A 15,225-nucleotide genomic window follows, 5' to 3' on the forward strand; every position below is an offset into this window, starting at 1 on the left:
CAGCTCTGGGGTATCGTTCTCCGAACGAATATGCAAAGAGCTTGAGGCAGAAGACTGGATAACCAGCTTCATGGCGTACGCTGCCGGGGGACAGGCCCATGGTTACTTTTGGGGCTCTTTTCCAAAAGTGACCCGCTGTAAAAGCGGAACCATAAGCAGCCGTTACCTAAATAACGGATATGTACACGGCCTGATCCAAGATTCTGGTCGGCTGTCAGGCCGCCTTCGCGAGCAAGCCCGCTCCCACATTTGGATTGCGGGGTGTCCGGTAGATGGGTGTCGGCTTTCAGGCCGTCATCGCAGGCAAGCCAGCTCCCACAGGTTGATCGCGGGGTGTCAGGTAGATGGGTGTCGGCTTTCAGGCCGTCATCGCAGGCAAGCCAGCTCCCACAGGTTGATCGTAGGGTGTCAGGTAGATGAGCGGCGGCTGGCTGGCCGTCATCGCAGGCAAGCCAGCTCCCACATTGGGACCGAGCGCCGATTGCCAAGCTGTCAGCCCCATCACACTTCCCGCGCCATATGCTCCGCAATCCTACCCCTCAACCACCGCTCCGCCGGGTCGTTGTCATGCACCCCGCTCCACACCATCGACAGCTCCGCCGCATCAATCGCAAACGGCGGGTCCTCGGCGCGCAGGCGTGTGCCTTCGGTCAACGCGCACGCGGCGTAATCCGGCACCGTGGCGATAATTTGCGTCCCCGCCAGCAACGCCCGCAACCCACTGAACTGCGGCACCGCCAGCACCACCCGACGCGAACGGCCGATGCGGGCCAGGTCCAGGTCGATATTGCCACTCAGGTCGCCGGAGAACGACACCATTGCATGGGGCCTTGCGCAGTAATCATCCAGGGTCAGCGGCGCCTCGCCGTCATCGCCGCGCAGGACCTTGCAGGGGATATCGCGCAGCTTCTTGCGCTTGGCATTGGCCGGCAGGTCGGTGGTGTAGCTGACCCCCACGGAAATTTCACCGCTGGCCAGCAGCGAAGGCATCAACAGGTAATTGGCGCGGCGCACCACCACGATGATACCCGGCGCTTCTTCGCGCAGTCGGCTGAGTAACGACGGAAACAGCCCGAACTCCGCATCATCGGACAAACCGATGCGAAACACCGCGCAGCTGGTGGAGGGGTCGAAATCCTTGGCACGGCTGACGGCGCCCGAGATGGTGTCCATGGCCGGTTGCAGCTCCTTGAGTATCGCCAGTGCACGCGCCGTGGGTTCCATGGCACGACCGTTGCGCAGCAGCAACGGGTCGTCGAACAAATCGCGCAAACGGCCCAATGCGGCGCTCACTGCCGGTTGGCCGATAAACAGTTTTTCGGCGACCCGGGTCAGGTTTTTTTCGAACATCAAGGCTTCGAAAATCACCAGCAGGTTCATATCGACGCGGCGCAGATCGTTGCGGTTCATGGGCGCTATCCAAACGTTTTCCAGAGGGCCAGGGAAGCATGCACCGCATGCCTGGGATTGCATAGCTGTGCTGTCTTTTCCAGCACCGCACCTGGCGAAATTAACAACGATTAACTCGTCAGCCAGGCGGCCCGGCGACAAGATGAAGCGCGTCTACACTGCACCCATCCACCGGGAACGTTCCCATCGACTGCGGATATTTGTCATGGCCCGACTCGAGCAATATGCCCCCCGGTTATCCCCCACCGGCGGCCTGTGCCCCCGGCGTGAACGCATCGCCAAGCAACTGATCCTCGCCAACCTCGGCGAAAGCCTGGCGATTGCCGACCTGGCCCAGGCCTGCGCCTTGTCGCGCAGCCATTTTTCCCGCGCCTTCAAGTGCACCACGGGGCTGTCGCCCCAGGAATGGATTCGCCAGCAACGCATCCAGCGCGCCAAGGAGTTGATTACCGGCTCGTCCCTGAGCCTCACCCAGATCAGCCTGGAATGTGGCTTTTGCGACCAGGCGCACTTTTGCCATATGTTCACACGCAGCGAAGGCGTCAACCCGATGACCTGGCGAAACCACCACTCGCGCAGCAAACCTGATGTGATCGCTGCCTAGTGGTCTGCACGTACCTGGAATATGCTGGCCGCTCTCTTCCTCCAGAACCTGGGCAGCCATGAATGACTTGAGCGACCAGGCCGTGCATTTCGGCCCCTACCGCATCCACCCGCGCCAGCGCCTGGTGCTGGAGGCCGGCCGCCCGCTGCGCCTGGGGCGGCGGGCGGTGGGCATTCTGCTGATCCTGTTGGAGCACGCCGGCAATGTGGTGAGCAAACAGGAGTTGATCGCGCGGGTCTGGCCCAAAAGCGTGGTGGAAGACGGCAACCTGCGGGTGCACATGGCTGCGTTGCGCAAGGCGCTGGGTGACGGCCAGGCCGGGCAGCGCTATATCGTCACGGTCGCCCAGCGCGGCTACAGTTTTGTTGCGCCACTGAGCATTGAACCCATGACGCTGCCCACCGACGGCGCGCCCCAACGCCCCAGCCATAACCTGCCCTTGCGCCGCACACGCATGATCGGCCGCCAAGCGCTGATCGACGCTCTGGTGCAACAACTGCCGCAGCAACGCTTCATCACCCTGACCGGCGCCGGTGGCATCGGCAAGACCACCGTCGCCCTGCGCGTCGCCGAATTGCTGATCGGGCATTACCGCGACGGTATTCACCTGCTGGACCTGGCGCCGCTCAGTGCGGCGTCCATGATCCTGCCCAACCTGGCCGCCCTGCTCGGCCTTACACCGGGCGAGAATACGCCACTGGCCAGCTTCGCCCGCAGCCTGCAGGCACGCCAGATGCTGCTGGTGATCGACAACTGCGAGCACCTGCTCGACGACATCGCCCTGACCAGTGAAACCCTGCTGCGTCATGCACCGCACCTGCACATCCTCACCACCAGCCGCGAAGCCCTGCGCGCCGAAGGTGAGTATGTGCAGCGCCTCGAACCGCTGGCCTGCCCGCCCGCCACCGGCAACCGTGCCCAGGCCCTGGGTTACCCGGCCATGCAATTGCTGATCGAGCGCGCCATGTCCCACCAGGAGAGCTTTGCCCTCAGCGACGCTGAACTGCCCCTGGCGATTGATATCTGTCAGCGCCTGGACGGCATTCCCCTGGCGATCGAACTGGTGGCCGCGCAAATCGAACGGTTTGGCTTGCCGGGCCTGCTGGTGCAGATGGAAGACAACTTTCGCCTGCTGACCCGTGGGCGACGCAGTGCCCTGCCCCGCCAGCAGACCCTGCGCGCCACGCTCGATTGGAGCTTTGACCTGCTCACTGCGTGCGAACAAATCTGCCTGCGCCGCCTGGCGGTCTTTCGTGGCGGCTTCAGCCTGGCCAGCGCAGCGGCGGTGATCGCCGGTGAGCAGGTGGCCCCTGCCGAAGTGCTGGGCTCGATTACGCAACTGGTGGCCAAGTCGTTGCTGAATGTGGAGGCCAGCGATGACGAGATGGTCTATCGCCTACTGGACATCACCCGCACCTATGCCTTGGAAAAGCTCAGCCAGGCCTGCGAGCTGCATGCCACGCGAGAGCGCCACGCCGCACGCTGCCTGGCGCTGATGGAACAGGCCCAGGGCGACTGGGATTTGATCGCCACACAGCCGTGGATCGACCGTTACGCACCGCTGCGCGAAGACGTGCGTGCCGCCCTCGACTGGGGCTTTGCCGATGGCGGTGCGCAGTTGCTGGCTATCCGCCTGACGGTCAGCGCGATGCCGCTGTGGCAAGAATTGTCGTTGCTGCGTGAGCACGGCGGCTATGTGGACCAGGCGCTGGCGCTGATCGACCAGGTCACCGCGCCCTGCACGCAATTGACCCTGCAACTGCAATTGGCCCTGGGCAGCCTCTCCTATCACGCCATGGGCGCTGCGCCTCGGACCATTGCGGCATTCGAGGGGGCTGCGCGCCTGGCCGAGACGCGCCAGGACCGTGCAGGCCAGTTGCGCGCCGTCTCCGGGCTGATGGCGGTAAACCTGTGCGCCGGACGCTATGGCCAAGCGCAGGAGCTGAGCCTGCAGTTCGATCGCCTCGACCCACACACCGAGCCGTTGCTGGACCTGAGTGCCCAGCGGCTGCGTGCGCTGGGCCAGCATTACACCGGGAACCAGGCCCTTGCCCGGCACCACGCCGAGCAGGTGCTGCAGCGTATGGCCCAAAGTGGTCACGTGAACCGCTTTGCCCTCGGGGTTGGCGTGCAATACGACCAGGGTGTCGCCTCCTTGACCGTGCTGGCGCGAATCCTGTGGTTGCAGGGCTTTCCCGAGCGCGCCTGGCGCACCGCCAGCCAGGCGCTGGAGTTGGCGCTACAGATCAACCACGGCACCTCGATCTGCTACACCCTGGCCCTGGCTGGAGTGGTGATCGCCCGCTACAACGGCGCCGAAGACGACGCCCAAGCCCTGCAACGGCTGCTGCTGGAGCAATCGCACAAGCATTCGGTGCAGTTGTTCCAGACCTGGGCCGGGCATTACGCCGGTATTCTTGGCCACCCGGATTGGCAAGGCCTGGGCCTGATCCAAGACACCTTGATCACCTTCGGCACCCATGCGGTGGATGCCCCAACCCTGGAACGCGCGCGCAGTGGCGCGGCGGGCTGGTGCGCCCCGGAGATTCTGCGGGTGTACGCCTTGCAGCTAGAGGATGAGCACGCCGCGCAAGCGCTACTGCTGAAGGCGCTGGGCCTGGCGCACCAGCAAGGTGCCCTGGCCTGGGAGCTGCGTTGCGGTGCGTCCCTGGCGCAACTGTGGCAACGACAAGGGCGCCTACAGGCCGCCAGGGACTTGCTCAGTTCAATCCATGCACGCTTCAGCGAAGGCTTCGCCACCCAGGATCTACTGCGCGTGCGCTGCCTGCTCGACGAGTTGCAGGACAAGCGGCCGGCCTGAGAACGCGCCCAGGCAAGGCGCATAGCCTTGTTGCAAACGCTCGACCTGGCGCGGGTCCCGCAGTTGCCCCAGGGCGTAGCTGCGCACGCAGTTGAGCAGGCGATAGCGCGGCGGGCCCAGGCCGGGCTCGACGCTCAGCAGCGAGACGTTGACCAGGCGTGCCAGCAGGTAAGACAGGTCGGCATGTTCAAGCTCGGTACCGGCCACCAGGTCACTCAGGGTGGGTAAGGTGACTGCTATCTTGAACAAACTCAATTGCAGAAACAGCCAGCACTCCGGCAGGCTCAAGCGCTCGTAGCTCCAATCCAGGGCCGCGGTCAGTGATCGATGGCGCGCCACCGCCGTGCGGCGCCCACGGGCCAGCACTTGCAAACCCGTGCGTACTTGCACCTGCACACCGCCGATGCCCAACGCATCCACCTGGGCAGCCGCCAATTCCAGGGCCAACGGCAGGCCGTCCAGGCGCCGACACAGGTCGCGCAGCGGCGCCAAATCCTGGGGCCGCAAACTAAACCCCTGCTGATTGGCACGCGCGCGCGCCACGAACAGTTGCACCGCAGGACAGCCCATCGCCTGTTCGACATGGGCCGACGGCGACGGCCCCGCCAGCCGAGGCACGCGCACCATCCACTCGCCAGGGGCCAGCAAGGCTTCGCGACTGGTGATCAGCACGCTGATGCCAGGCGCCATTTCACGCAGCGCACGCAGCAGCTGTCGACACGCGCCCAGCAGCAGGTCGGCGCCGTCGAGTACCAGCAACAACTGGCGGGAAGCCAGGCGCCGGCCCAGTTCGGTGAGGCTGGCGGGCGCCGAATGCAACGGCAAGACCCTGGTCAGGTTACCGAGCAGTTCGCTTGGCGCTTGCACAGCGGCCATGTCGACCCACCATACGCCGTCGCGATAACGCGGCAATACCCGCTCGGCCAGGGCCAGGGCCAGTGTGCTCTTGCCAATGCCGGCCACACCGGTGAGGGTCAACAACCGCTGCGCGGCCAAACGTCGCGCCAGCACGCCCACCAGTTCATCACGCCCCCACACCGGGCTGAGCCGCGCAGCCAGGTTGTGCTGAGGCAGCAGCGTTGGCAGCGCGTCTTGCGCAGGTGCGGCGAAGAAGCAGTAACCGCGCTGGGGGTGATTAAGGATCCAGCGTTGGCCGTCCAAGGCACGACGCAGCGCGGCGATGTGCACGCGCAGGTTGCTGTCTTCGACGACGCTGTTGGGCCACACCCGTTCGATCAAGGTCGCCTTGCTGATGAAGTGCCCGGGCGCTTCGAGCAGTACCGCGAGAATATCCAAGGCTCGCCCGCCCAGCGGTACCGGCCAGCCCGCCTTGCTGACCAGGCGCTGCTGCCGATGAAAGGTGTAGGGCCCAAAGCTCACCGCCGTAGCATTTTGCATGTCCGTCACAGCGCTGAAACACCCGTGCTTGAGTGCCTGCGCATCCTTTTTCCATGGGCTCGACGCTATCTTGCCAGTTGGCGATGACAGGACAATGCTGGCACGGGGAGCGATACGGACAATCGGGTGCCTGAGACGGACATGGTGTCGTTAACTGAACTGTTGTCGGTATTGGGTTGGGTTCAGCCCGAGCTTTTCGCTGAACAGAAAGCGCATATGCCGCACGCTGCCAAAGCCTGCGTGGAAGGCCACGGTTTTGAGCGGCAGGTCGGTGGTTTCCAGCAGGTGGCGGGCCCGGTCGATGCGCGCGCCCTGCAGGAACACCATGGGCGTCATCTGCACGTCCTTGGCGAACAGCCGCGCGAAGTGGCGCGCGCTCATTCCGGCCAACTCAGCCATGGACTCAATGGTAAAGGGTTGTTCCAGATGCGCCAGGACGTGGTTCTGCACGCGGGTGATCGGGGTTTCCTGGGGCGCCACGGCGGCAGTCATCGGGCTGAACTGGGCCTGGCCGCCCTGGCGTTTCACCCCCACCAGCAGCACCTTGGCCACGTCCACCGCCACTTGCTTGCCGTGGTCCTGGGCAACGACCGACAGGGCCAGGTCGATACCCGCAGTGACGCCGCCAGAGGTAATCAGGCGCCCGTCCTGCAAATAGATGCGGTCGGTCTCGACGATGGCGTTGGGAAACGCCTTGATCAACCGCTCGGTGTAGTGCCAGTGGGTGGTCACGCGGTGCCCGTCGAGCAAACCTGCATGGCCGAGCACAAAAGCGCCGGTGCAGATCGAGCCAAAACGCCGAGCTCGTGGCGCCGCAGCATTGAGCCAGGGCAACAGCGCGGGGTGGCATTCGTTATAGGCGCCGGGGCCGCCCGGCACCAACAGCAGGTCATAAGCCGCCTGGGCCTGTTCCAACAGCAGGTCGGTCTGCACGCTCACGCCATTGGAGGCCTGCAACGGGCCGGGCTCAGTGCCGATGGTCAGGATCTGGTAGTGATCGGCCGCTGGCAGGTAGCGGTTGGCAATTGAAAACACTTCCAGCGGCCCGGCCATGTCGAGCAGCAGGAAGTCCGGGAACAGCGCCATGGCCACGGTTTTCATAAGCGGGAAATGTCCATCGAGAAGGAGTGCGATGGGCATTATGGCACGACTTTAACTGTCAACTTAAAAGAGACAGTTATTCTATTTTCATCTTCTTAATCAATCATTCGTTAACCATTAACCTCCTTCTCAACGCAAGCGCCCTGCATCTCGCAGCCCGCGCTCACTTGAGGACTGGACCATGCTGACCCTTCGCAAAGCTTCCGAACGCGGCGCCGCCAATCACGGTTGGCTGAAGTCGTTCCACACCTTCTCTTTCGCCAACTACTGGAACCCCAAGGAACAGGGTTTTTCCGACCTGCTGGTGATCAACGATGACCGCGTCGCCGCAGGCAAAGGCTTCGGCCAGCACCCACACCGCGACATGGAGATCTTCTCCTACGTGCTCGAAGGCGCGCTGGAACACAAGGACACCCTGGGCACCGGCTCGGTGATCCGCCCCGGCGATGTGCAACTGATGAGCGCGGGCAGCGGCGTGGCCCACAGCGAGTTCAACCACAGCCAGCGTCATGGTGTGCACTTCCTGCAAATCTGGATCGTGCCCAACGAAGCCGGCGCCAAACCGCGCTATCAGCAGGAGCATTTCACAGAAGCGCAAAAACGTGGGCGCTTGCAGTTGATCATCTCGCCGGAGGGCGCCAACGGTTCGCTGAAAGTGCGCCAGGACGCACGGGTGTATGCCGGCCTGTTCGACGCTGACGAAAGTGCCCGCCTGGAACTGGCACCGGATCGCTACGCCTACGTCCATGTGGCGCGCGGCAGCATTGAACTCAACGGCCAGCGCTTGCAGGAAGGTGACGGTGTACGCGTACGGGACGAACGCCAGATCCGCCTGAGCCACGGCGAAGACGCCGAAGTGCTGGTGTTTGACCTGCGCCCCAACGAACTGCCGCAAATGCCATGACGGCCGCAGTGATGGTCCCGCCAACGGGACCATCGTTGGCATCGATAGTCACCATCAGCGCAATGAAGTTCTCTTAAAAAATGCAACGCGTAACATCAAACCCATGCCAAACGGCACCCAACTAAAACACTCGGAGCACACCATCATGAAACGCCAACTCTTGCTTAGCCTCGCTTTCTCGGTACTCGCTGCAAACGCTTTTGCCCACCCGGTTGTCGCTGAAGGCGGCGCGGATCGCCTGATAGAAACCCGTATTGCCGAAGGTGGCGCGGATCGTCTGCAGGAACGTGGTTTGGCTGAAGGCGGTGCTGATCGTCTGCAGGAACGTGGCCTGGCTGAAGGTGGTGCTGATCGCTTGCAGGAACGTGGCTTGGCTGAAGGCGGTGCGGATCGCCTGCAGGAACGTGGTCTCGCTGAAGGTGGTGCCGAGCGCTTGCTGAGCACCCACGTATAACCCCGTTCTGTTGGCGGGACACCCCAAACCGGCCTGATCAGCCGGTTTTTTTTCGTCTTCAACTTCTACATCACACTGAAAACGTAACCACGATGCGAAGCGAGCCGCTCTTGATCTTGCTCTTGATCTCAGGCGCCCCGTTAAACCACGCTGGCCGGAATTCGACAGGGATTTGGGGGGTAAACCGGCAGGGATGCCGGTTTAGCCGCCCCGCGCCATGGATGGCGCGGGGCGGCGGCCCGCCAAATCACTGGCGGATTACGGGCACACCGAGCCTAGGCGAGGTGCCGAGTGGTGGGGCAAGAGCCCTTTTGGTTACTTTTGGGGCTCTTTTCCAAAAGTGACCCGCTGTAAAAGCGGAACCCTAAGTGGCCGTTACCGCAGAAATGGATATGTACTTGGTATAACTGTGTCGACTGGCAGGCCGCTATCGCAGGCAAGCCAGCTCCCACATTTGGATAGTGGGGTGTCAGGTGATAGGCGTCGGCTGTCAGGTCGTCTTCACGCCCTGGGCGATCAGGAACTTCTTGCGATACGCCGCTGGCAGCATCCCCACCCGTTGCTGAAACAACCGCCTAAACGAATTACTGTCCTCATAACCCACCGCATACGTGATGCTATCGAGCGTCATCCGTGTCGACTCAAGCATCTGCTTGGCGCGCTCCAGACGCAGGCTCTGCAGATAACCAATCGGCGTACACCCCGTGGCTTCCTTGAAGCGCCGTTTGAAATTACGCACCCCAAAGCCAAAGCGCTGGGCAACCTCGTCGATCACCAATGACTGCGCAAAGTGCTGCTCCAACCAATGCTGCACACGCAGGATCTGCGCATCACCGTGGCTCTTGGGCAGCGACCACATCGCATAGGCCGACTGCTCGGTGCGCCCGGCGTCGATCAGCAAGTACTTGCCGCAGGTGTGAGCCAGCTCCGGCGAGCCGAAACGGCGGATCAGGTGCAGCATCAAGTCCATCGCCGCCGTGGCGCCACCGCACGTGACCAGCCGATTTTCTTCGCAGAGGATCTGCCCCTCATCCAGGCTGACCTGGGCATACCGGCGCCGGAAGAACCCGGCAAATGCCCAGTGAGTCGTCGCCCGCAAGCCATGCAATAACCCGGTCTCGGCCAGCATGAAGGCCGCCGTGCACATCGAAGCCAACACAGCGCCTTGCTCATGCTGCTCACGCAACCAGGGGCCGTAGGCGGCGAACGTCGGCATGGCTTCTTTGAGGGTGAAGAGAAAACCGGGAATCAACACCAGGTCGGTGTGCGCGACCTGCGCCAGGCAAGCGTGTACCTGCAGGCATTGCCCGCCCCACACCGTCACCGGCTGGCCGTCCAGGGACGCGAGTGTCACCTGAAAGGGCGGGCTGTCGGCGAATAGATTGGCCGCGCTGAGCATTTCCATGGCCAGGGTGGCACTGGCAGCGGAGCATTGATCCGCCAGGAGCAAGGTGACGTGCATGTAAAAACTCTAGCTTGCACTTTTCGCATGTAATAAGTCATTTACGCATCTACCTTAGCCGATTCCGGCTCCGTACAGTGCGGCCATTGATCAACTGTCTGGCGTCTTTATGAATCTCTGGTTTCGATTACTGCACATGCTGTTGCGCCGCCCCTGGCGCAAACCGGTCCATGGCCTGGCCACCACGGTGGTGCGCATGCGGGTCTGGCCGCTGGATCTGGACCTGAACCGGCATGTCACCAATGGCCGATATTTCACCCTGGCCGACGTGGCGCGCATGGATTTTGTGCTGCGCACCGGCGCCTTTCGCGTGGCACTGCGCCACAAGGCCATGCCGATAGTCGGCGATACCTGGGGCAAGTTTCGCCGGGAATTGAAGCTGTTCGAAGTATTCGAAGTGCACACTCGCATTCTCGGCTGGGACCACAAGTGGAACCTGATGGAGCACCGTTTCGTCAGCAATGGGCGAGTGGTCGGCGTGGTCGTGATGCGTGGGCTGTTTCGCTCTGCCAAGGGCACCCTGCCCCCGGCCGAATTTATCCGCGAGCTGGGCTTGGACGACACCTCGCCGCCGCTGCCGCAATGGTTGAGCGACTGGGCACACAGTTGCGATGAAATGAGTGCGCAATTGCGCGGGGAAGAGCAGGTTTAAAAACGCCTGCTAAGCCTCGCGCTTGACCTTCAAATGCCGTGCATACCATGGCCGCTGTGGCACGCGCTTGAACAGCCCTTTGAGCAGCTCTTCATCGGCGCCGAAAGTAATGCGCAGGGCCAGCTTCATGATCTCCGGGTCCATCTCCATCGAGCGCCCCTGCTGCAGCCCCGGTGTGGTGCTGCAGCCGTGGGTGTCCGGTCCCAGCCAAGGGTCGCCGACTTCGACCCAGCGGCCCGGGGCAAACCAGGCCACGCCGTTGACTTTCAGCCGAGTCACCTCGCCTGGGTTGAAGCGTTCGTGGGCGCGAAACCAGTCTTCGATGCGATCATCGATCCAGCCGTGGAAATGCCAGAACACCGGGTTTACGTGGGATGAAAACGGGTCGCCAAGAAAGTCGTTCTCCGGCGCATACCAACGTGGGGCAAAGTCTGCGGGGTCACGGGCAAAGGGTACCGGCGCGCCGTTGGACGGGTCGCGGGGCACCGAAGCCCAGCGCATATGCAGCCAGTCGTGCAGCCCCAGTTCCATTTCCGAGCCCAACTGACCCAGGCTCAACTTGGCCAGGTAACGCGGGTCGCGGTATTGGGATTCCCACACCTGGAAGTTGCTGTGGTAGGTCTCGGCCGCCTTGATATCGCTGACCCACTGGGTGTAGTCAGCGTCATCCGGCGCTGACCAACAGGGCGGCAGCGCAAAACCGTCGTGGTTGTCGAAGTAGCGCACAAAGCCCAGGCGATCACGCTCCAGCGCCGGTTGCGGCTCGGGGAATTGCGGCCAGGAGGGCAAGTCCTGCATGGAACGTGCGGTGCCGAGCATGTGGCGGTGCATGAAGAAGAAGTCGATGCCCGAACCATTGCGGTCCTTGCGCTTGCCACGGGCGTCGCGTTCCTGGCCACGGGGCCCCGGTTGCCAGCCAATGCCGCGCAGGGCTTCGCGTTTTTCTTCGGAGAGCTTGTGCCATTGGTCACGGGTGGCGTGCCAGAGTTGGTGAAACAGCCGGTGCTCGGGGGAAATCAGCCAGGCCAGCAAGGTCGGGTTGAGGCCGATGCGCTGGCGGGCTTCGGGGAACAGTTGTTTGTGGGCGATAAAACGGTTGTCGCGTTCGGTCAGCGCCAGGGGCCGGTCCAGGTCGAGGATGTGCCCGCTGAGGGTGGCGCTGCCGGCATTGCCGAAGTCGGCCCAGACTTCATCGAGGGTCATCTTGAATTCATAGGCCGGCACGCCGCCGGCGGAATCGCGGTCGATCAAGCGCCAATAGAGCACGGCGCCCTCGCCCGTCAGCAGGTCGCCCAGGACGCGGTAGCGCGGCTCGCCTTCAGCGCGCAGCTGCTCGGCGGTATCCAGGTAACCGCGCAGGCCACGGCCACGGGGGGCGATGTCCAGCAGCAACTCCAGGCCTTGCAGCGGCAGGCCCTCAAGGCCCGCATCGCAGCCTTCCAGGCGCAGGCTCCAGACGCCCCGCAGGGTGTTCGCCAGATGCTGGCCCTGGGTGTCAGCGAGGTCGACCGTGGCTTCGCCGGGGGTGATGGGAAACTCGTCTTCCCGCGTCAACTCGCGATGGGCATAAAAGGCCGCGGGCACCGCTGCACCGGTCAGCGCCAGGCCTGCGATGAACCCACGTCGAGAGATTGTCATTGGCTACCTTAGGAAACGGCTTGATCAGAGCTAGAACGTTTGCAGCCCGACGAAATTTACCGCCCTGCCCCCGCCACCTAAATTTCCCCCGTCATCGCTCGTTCTTCCCTGATAGCAAAGGCCTCAACTGACTGAGATGGCAATGACAAAACCACGTTCGAAAAAGGCGCTGTATATCGGCCTGCCGTTGGCCCTGGCGATCGGCGCCGGGGCTGGCTTGCTGGTCTGGGATCAGTGGTTCAAAGGCAACGCCGGCTACCCGCTGGAGGTGATCAAGCAGGCCAATGAAATGCAGGACCGCCTGTTGTCATTCGACAGCCACATCACCCTGCCCCTGGATTTCGGCACGGCGGGCAATGAGGCCGACAAGGATGGCAGCGGCCAGTTCGACCTGGCCAAGGCGGCCCGCGGCCGGTTGTCAGGCGCCGCGCTGACGATCTTCGGCTGGCCGGAAATCTGGAACGGCGCGAACGCCCCGCACAAGCCCACCGACGGTTTTGTCGAAGAGGCCCGGCACGAGCAGGAAGTGCGCTACAAGATCATCTCCGGCATGGTGCGTGACTTTCCCAACCAGGTGGGCATTGCCTACACCCCGGACGATATGCGACGCCTGCACGGCGAAGGCAAGTTCGCGATTTTTATCAGCATGCTCAACGCCTACCCCCTGGGCAACGACCTGAACCAGCTGGACCTGTGGGCCGCACGCGGCATGCGCATGTTCGGGTTCAGCTACATCGGCAATAACGCCTGGTCCGACTCGTCGCGCCCGCTGCCGTTCTTCAATGACTCCACTGATGCCCTTGAGGGCCTGTCGCCTATCGGCCAGCAAGCGGTGCATCGCCTCAATGACCTGGGGGTGATCATCGACGTGTCGCAGATGTCGACCAAGGCGCTGGAGCAAGTCGCGCAGTTGAGCCGCACGCCGATGGTGGCGTCCCACTCGGCGCCACGGGCATCGGTGGACATCCCGCGCAACCTCAGCGACAAGGAGCTGCAACTGATCAAGAACAGCGGCGGCGTGGTGCAGGTGGTGGGCTTCCCCGCCTACCTGCGCCCCTTGAGCCAGCCGACCCAGGACAAGCTCAATACCTTGCGCGCACGCTTCGACCTGCCGCCACTGCCCAACCTGGCCATGGCCCTGATGCCCGGTGATGCAATCATTGCCGCCTGGCCCGAGCAACGCTTCGGCCAGTACGCCAGCGCGCTGTACGCCATCCTCGAGGAAGAACCCAAGGCCACGCTCAAGGACCTGGGCGACGCCATCGACTACACCGTGCGCAAGATCGGCATCGATCATGTCGGCATTGCCTCGGACTTCAACGACGGCGGCGGCCTCCAGGGCTGGGAGAACGTCGGCGAGGTGCGCAACGTCACCGCCGAACTGATCCAGCGCGGCTACTCCGAAGCCGATATTGCCAAGCTGTGGGGGGGCAATTTCCTGCGGGTGTGGGACCAGGTACAAAAAGCCGCCAAGCCATTGGCCAATCGCTAACCACCACGAAGTAAGTCCATGACCGACCGCCGTACATTTCTCAAGCAGGCCGGCCTTCTTGCCGCGAGCCTGCCGCTGGGCACCGCGTTGCTGCCCCAGGCAGTGGCCGCCGCTACGAACGCCCCATGGACGGGATTGAAGCAACTGTTCAACCAGGACCCGAATTACCTGCACTTTTCCAACTTCCTGGTGACCTCGCACCCAAGGCCCGTGCGCGAGGCCATCGAGCGTTACCGCCAGCAGATCGACCGCAACCCGGGTTTGGCCATGGACTGGGACCTTCAGGAAACCTGGAAGCGTGAGGGCCAAGTGCGCGAGTGGGCCGGCCGCTACCTGAACGCCACGCCAGCGCAGATCGCCCTATCCGGCAGCACGTCCGAAGGGCTGGCGATGATTTATGGCGGGATCAAGGTACGCGCCGACCAGGAAATCCTCACCACGGTGCATGAGCATTACGCCACTGCGTTCAGCCTGGACTTCAGGGTACGCAAGGAGCAAACCCAGGTGCGTAAAATACGCCTGTTCAAAAACCCCAATCAGGTCTCGGCCGATGAAGTGCTGGGCAATATCCAGCGCAATATCCGTCCTAACACTCGCGTGCTGGGCATGACGTGGGTGCAGTCGGGCAGCGGCGTGAAATTGCCCATTGGCGAAATCGGCAAGCTGGTGGCCGAACACAACCGCAACCGCGACGAGCCGGACCGCCTGCTCTATGTCGTCGATGGTGTGCACGGCTTCGGCGTGGAAGACCTCGACTTCCCCGATATGCACTGCGACTTCTTCATCGCCGGCACCCACAAGTGGATGTTCGGCCCGCGCGGCACCGGCCTGGTGTGCGCCCGCGAGAGCGAAAACAAATACGTCACACCGATGATTCCGACCTTCTGCGAAGACAAGGACTTCGCCACGACCATGACGCCCGGCGGCTACCACGCCTTCGAACATCGCTGGGCCGCCGACGAGGCCTTCAAGCTGCACCTCAAATTGGGCAAGGCGCCGGTGCAGGCACGTATCCATGCGCTCAATACCGAACTCAAAGACCAGTTGCTGGCTCACTCGCAGATCGAATTGGTCACCCCGCGCAGCCCCGAGCTGTCAGCAGGTTTCACCTTCTTCCGAGTCAAGAACCAGGACAGCGACGCCATCGCGGCCTACCTGATGAAAAACCGCGTGGTGGTGGACGCGGTAGACCGTGACGTCGGCCCGGTGATTCGCACCTCGCCCGGCCTGCTCAACAGTTCGGGTGAGATCCAGCGCTTCATGACCTTGCTGAGCCAGCGGTTATGACA

12 protein-coding genes are annotated in these 15,225 nt (G+C 63.0%); 6 read left to right on the forward strand and 6 right to left on the reverse strand.

The window, feature by feature from the left end:
- Window positions 1-501: 501 nt before the first annotated feature.
- Window positions 502-1,410, reverse strand: a complete 909-nt coding sequence (locus tag CER19_RS07115; RefSeq protein ID WP_116665916.1) for a LysR family transcriptional regulator — start codon at window positions 1,408-1,410, stop codon at window positions 502-504.
- Between the two features lie 205 nt (window positions 1,411-1,615).
- Between CER19_RS07115 and CER19_RS07120 the strand changes: the two genes are divergently transcribed.
- Both CER19_RS07120 and CER19_RS07125 read left to right on the forward strand, forming a co-directional pair.
- Complete coding sequence (locus CER19_RS07120) at window positions 1,616-2,014, forward strand: helix-turn-helix domain-containing protein (protein ID WP_014718805.1); 399 nt, start codon at window positions 1,616-1,618, stop codon at window positions 2,012-2,014.
- Between the two features lie 58 nt (window positions 2,015-2,072).
- Window positions 2,073-4,835: a winged helix-turn-helix domain-containing protein gene (locus CER19_RS07125; protein WP_116665917.1), complete on the forward strand. Its 2,763-nt coding sequence runs from the start codon at window positions 2,073-2,075 to the stop codon at window positions 4,833-4,835.
- Here the strand turns inward: CER19_RS07125 and CER19_RS07130 are convergent.
- Together CER19_RS07130 and CER19_RS07135 are read right to left on the reverse strand one after the other, a co-directional pair.
- Window positions 4,782-6,233: a winged helix-turn-helix domain-containing protein gene (locus CER19_RS07130; RefSeq protein WP_116665918.1), complete on the reverse strand. Its 1,452-nt coding sequence runs from the start codon at window positions 6,231-6,233 to the stop codon at window positions 4,782-4,784. The two genes, CER19_RS07125 and CER19_RS07130, sit on opposite strands and share 54 nt — an antisense overlap.
- Window positions 6,234-6,383: 150 nt before the next feature.
- The gene (locus CER19_RS07135) at window positions 6,384-7,334 is read right to left on the reverse strand and encodes a GlxA family transcriptional regulator (protein ID WP_116665919.1); all 951 of its coding nucleotides are present in this window, start codon (window positions 7,332-7,334) and stop codon (window positions 6,384-6,386) included.
- 181 nt (window positions 7,335-7,515) lie between these two features.
- Here CER19_RS07135 and CER19_RS07140 point away from each other — a divergent pair, with 181 nt between their 5' ends.
- Window positions 7,516-8,238, forward strand: coding sequence for a pirin family protein (locus tag CER19_RS07140; RefSeq protein WP_044269568.1), 723 nt, complete (start codon window positions 7,516-7,518; stop codon window positions 8,236-8,238).
- Between the two features lie 121 nt (window positions 8,239-8,359).
- Here the strand turns inward: CER19_RS07140 and CER19_RS28745 are convergent, their stop codons facing one another.
- Both CER19_RS28745 and CER19_RS07150 read right to left on the reverse strand, forming a co-directional pair.
- Window positions 8,360-8,686, reverse strand: a complete 327-nt coding sequence (locus tag CER19_RS28745) for a hypothetical protein (RefSeq protein ID WP_165861614.1) — start codon at window positions 8,684-8,686, stop codon at window positions 8,360-8,362.
- Between the two features lie 496 nt (window positions 8,687-9,182).
- Entirely contained in the window at window positions 9,183-10,154 is a 972-nt protein-coding gene (locus CER19_RS07150; RefSeq protein ID WP_116665921.1) for a GlxA family transcriptional regulator, read from the reverse strand.
- 109 nt (window positions 10,155-10,263) lie between these two features.
- On the opposite strand from CER19_RS07150, the gene CER19_RS07155 reads away from it, so the two are divergent.
- The gene (locus CER19_RS07155; protein ID WP_116665922.1) at window positions 10,264-10,806 is read left to right on the forward strand and encodes a thioesterase family protein; all 543 of its coding nucleotides are present in this window, start codon (window positions 10,264-10,266) and stop codon (window positions 10,804-10,806) included.
- Window positions 10,807-10,815: 9 nt separating this feature from the next.
- On the opposite strand, the gene CER19_RS07160 is transcribed toward CER19_RS07155, so the two are convergent.
- Complete coding sequence (locus CER19_RS07160) at window positions 10,816-12,444, reverse strand: PvdJ/PvdD/PvdP-like protein (RefSeq protein ID WP_116665923.1); 1,629 nt, start codon at window positions 12,442-12,444, stop codon at window positions 10,816-10,818.
- A gap of 142 nt (window positions 12,445-12,586) precedes the next feature.
- Here CER19_RS07160 and pvdM point away from each other — a divergent pair, with 142 nt between their 5' ends.
- Window positions 12,587-13,936, forward strand: coding sequence for a pyoverdine-tailoring dipeptidase-like protein PvdM (pvdM, locus tag CER19_RS07165; RefSeq protein WP_116665924.1), 1,350 nt, complete (start codon window positions 12,587-12,589; stop codon window positions 13,934-13,936).
- A gap of 18 nt (window positions 13,937-13,954) precedes the next feature.
- Complete coding sequence (locus CER19_RS07170) at window positions 13,955-15,223, forward strand: aminotransferase class V-fold PLP-dependent enzyme (RefSeq protein WP_116665925.1); 1,269 nt, start codon at window positions 13,955-13,957, stop codon at window positions 15,221-15,223.
- The last annotated feature ends 2 nt before the right edge of the window (window positions 15,224-15,225 follow it).

It is taken from the genome of Pseudomonas sp. GL93, from assembly GCF_003408955.1.
GTDB lineage: Bacteria > Pseudomonadota > Gammaproteobacteria > Pseudomonadales > Pseudomonadaceae > Aquipseudomonas > Aquipseudomonas paracarnis.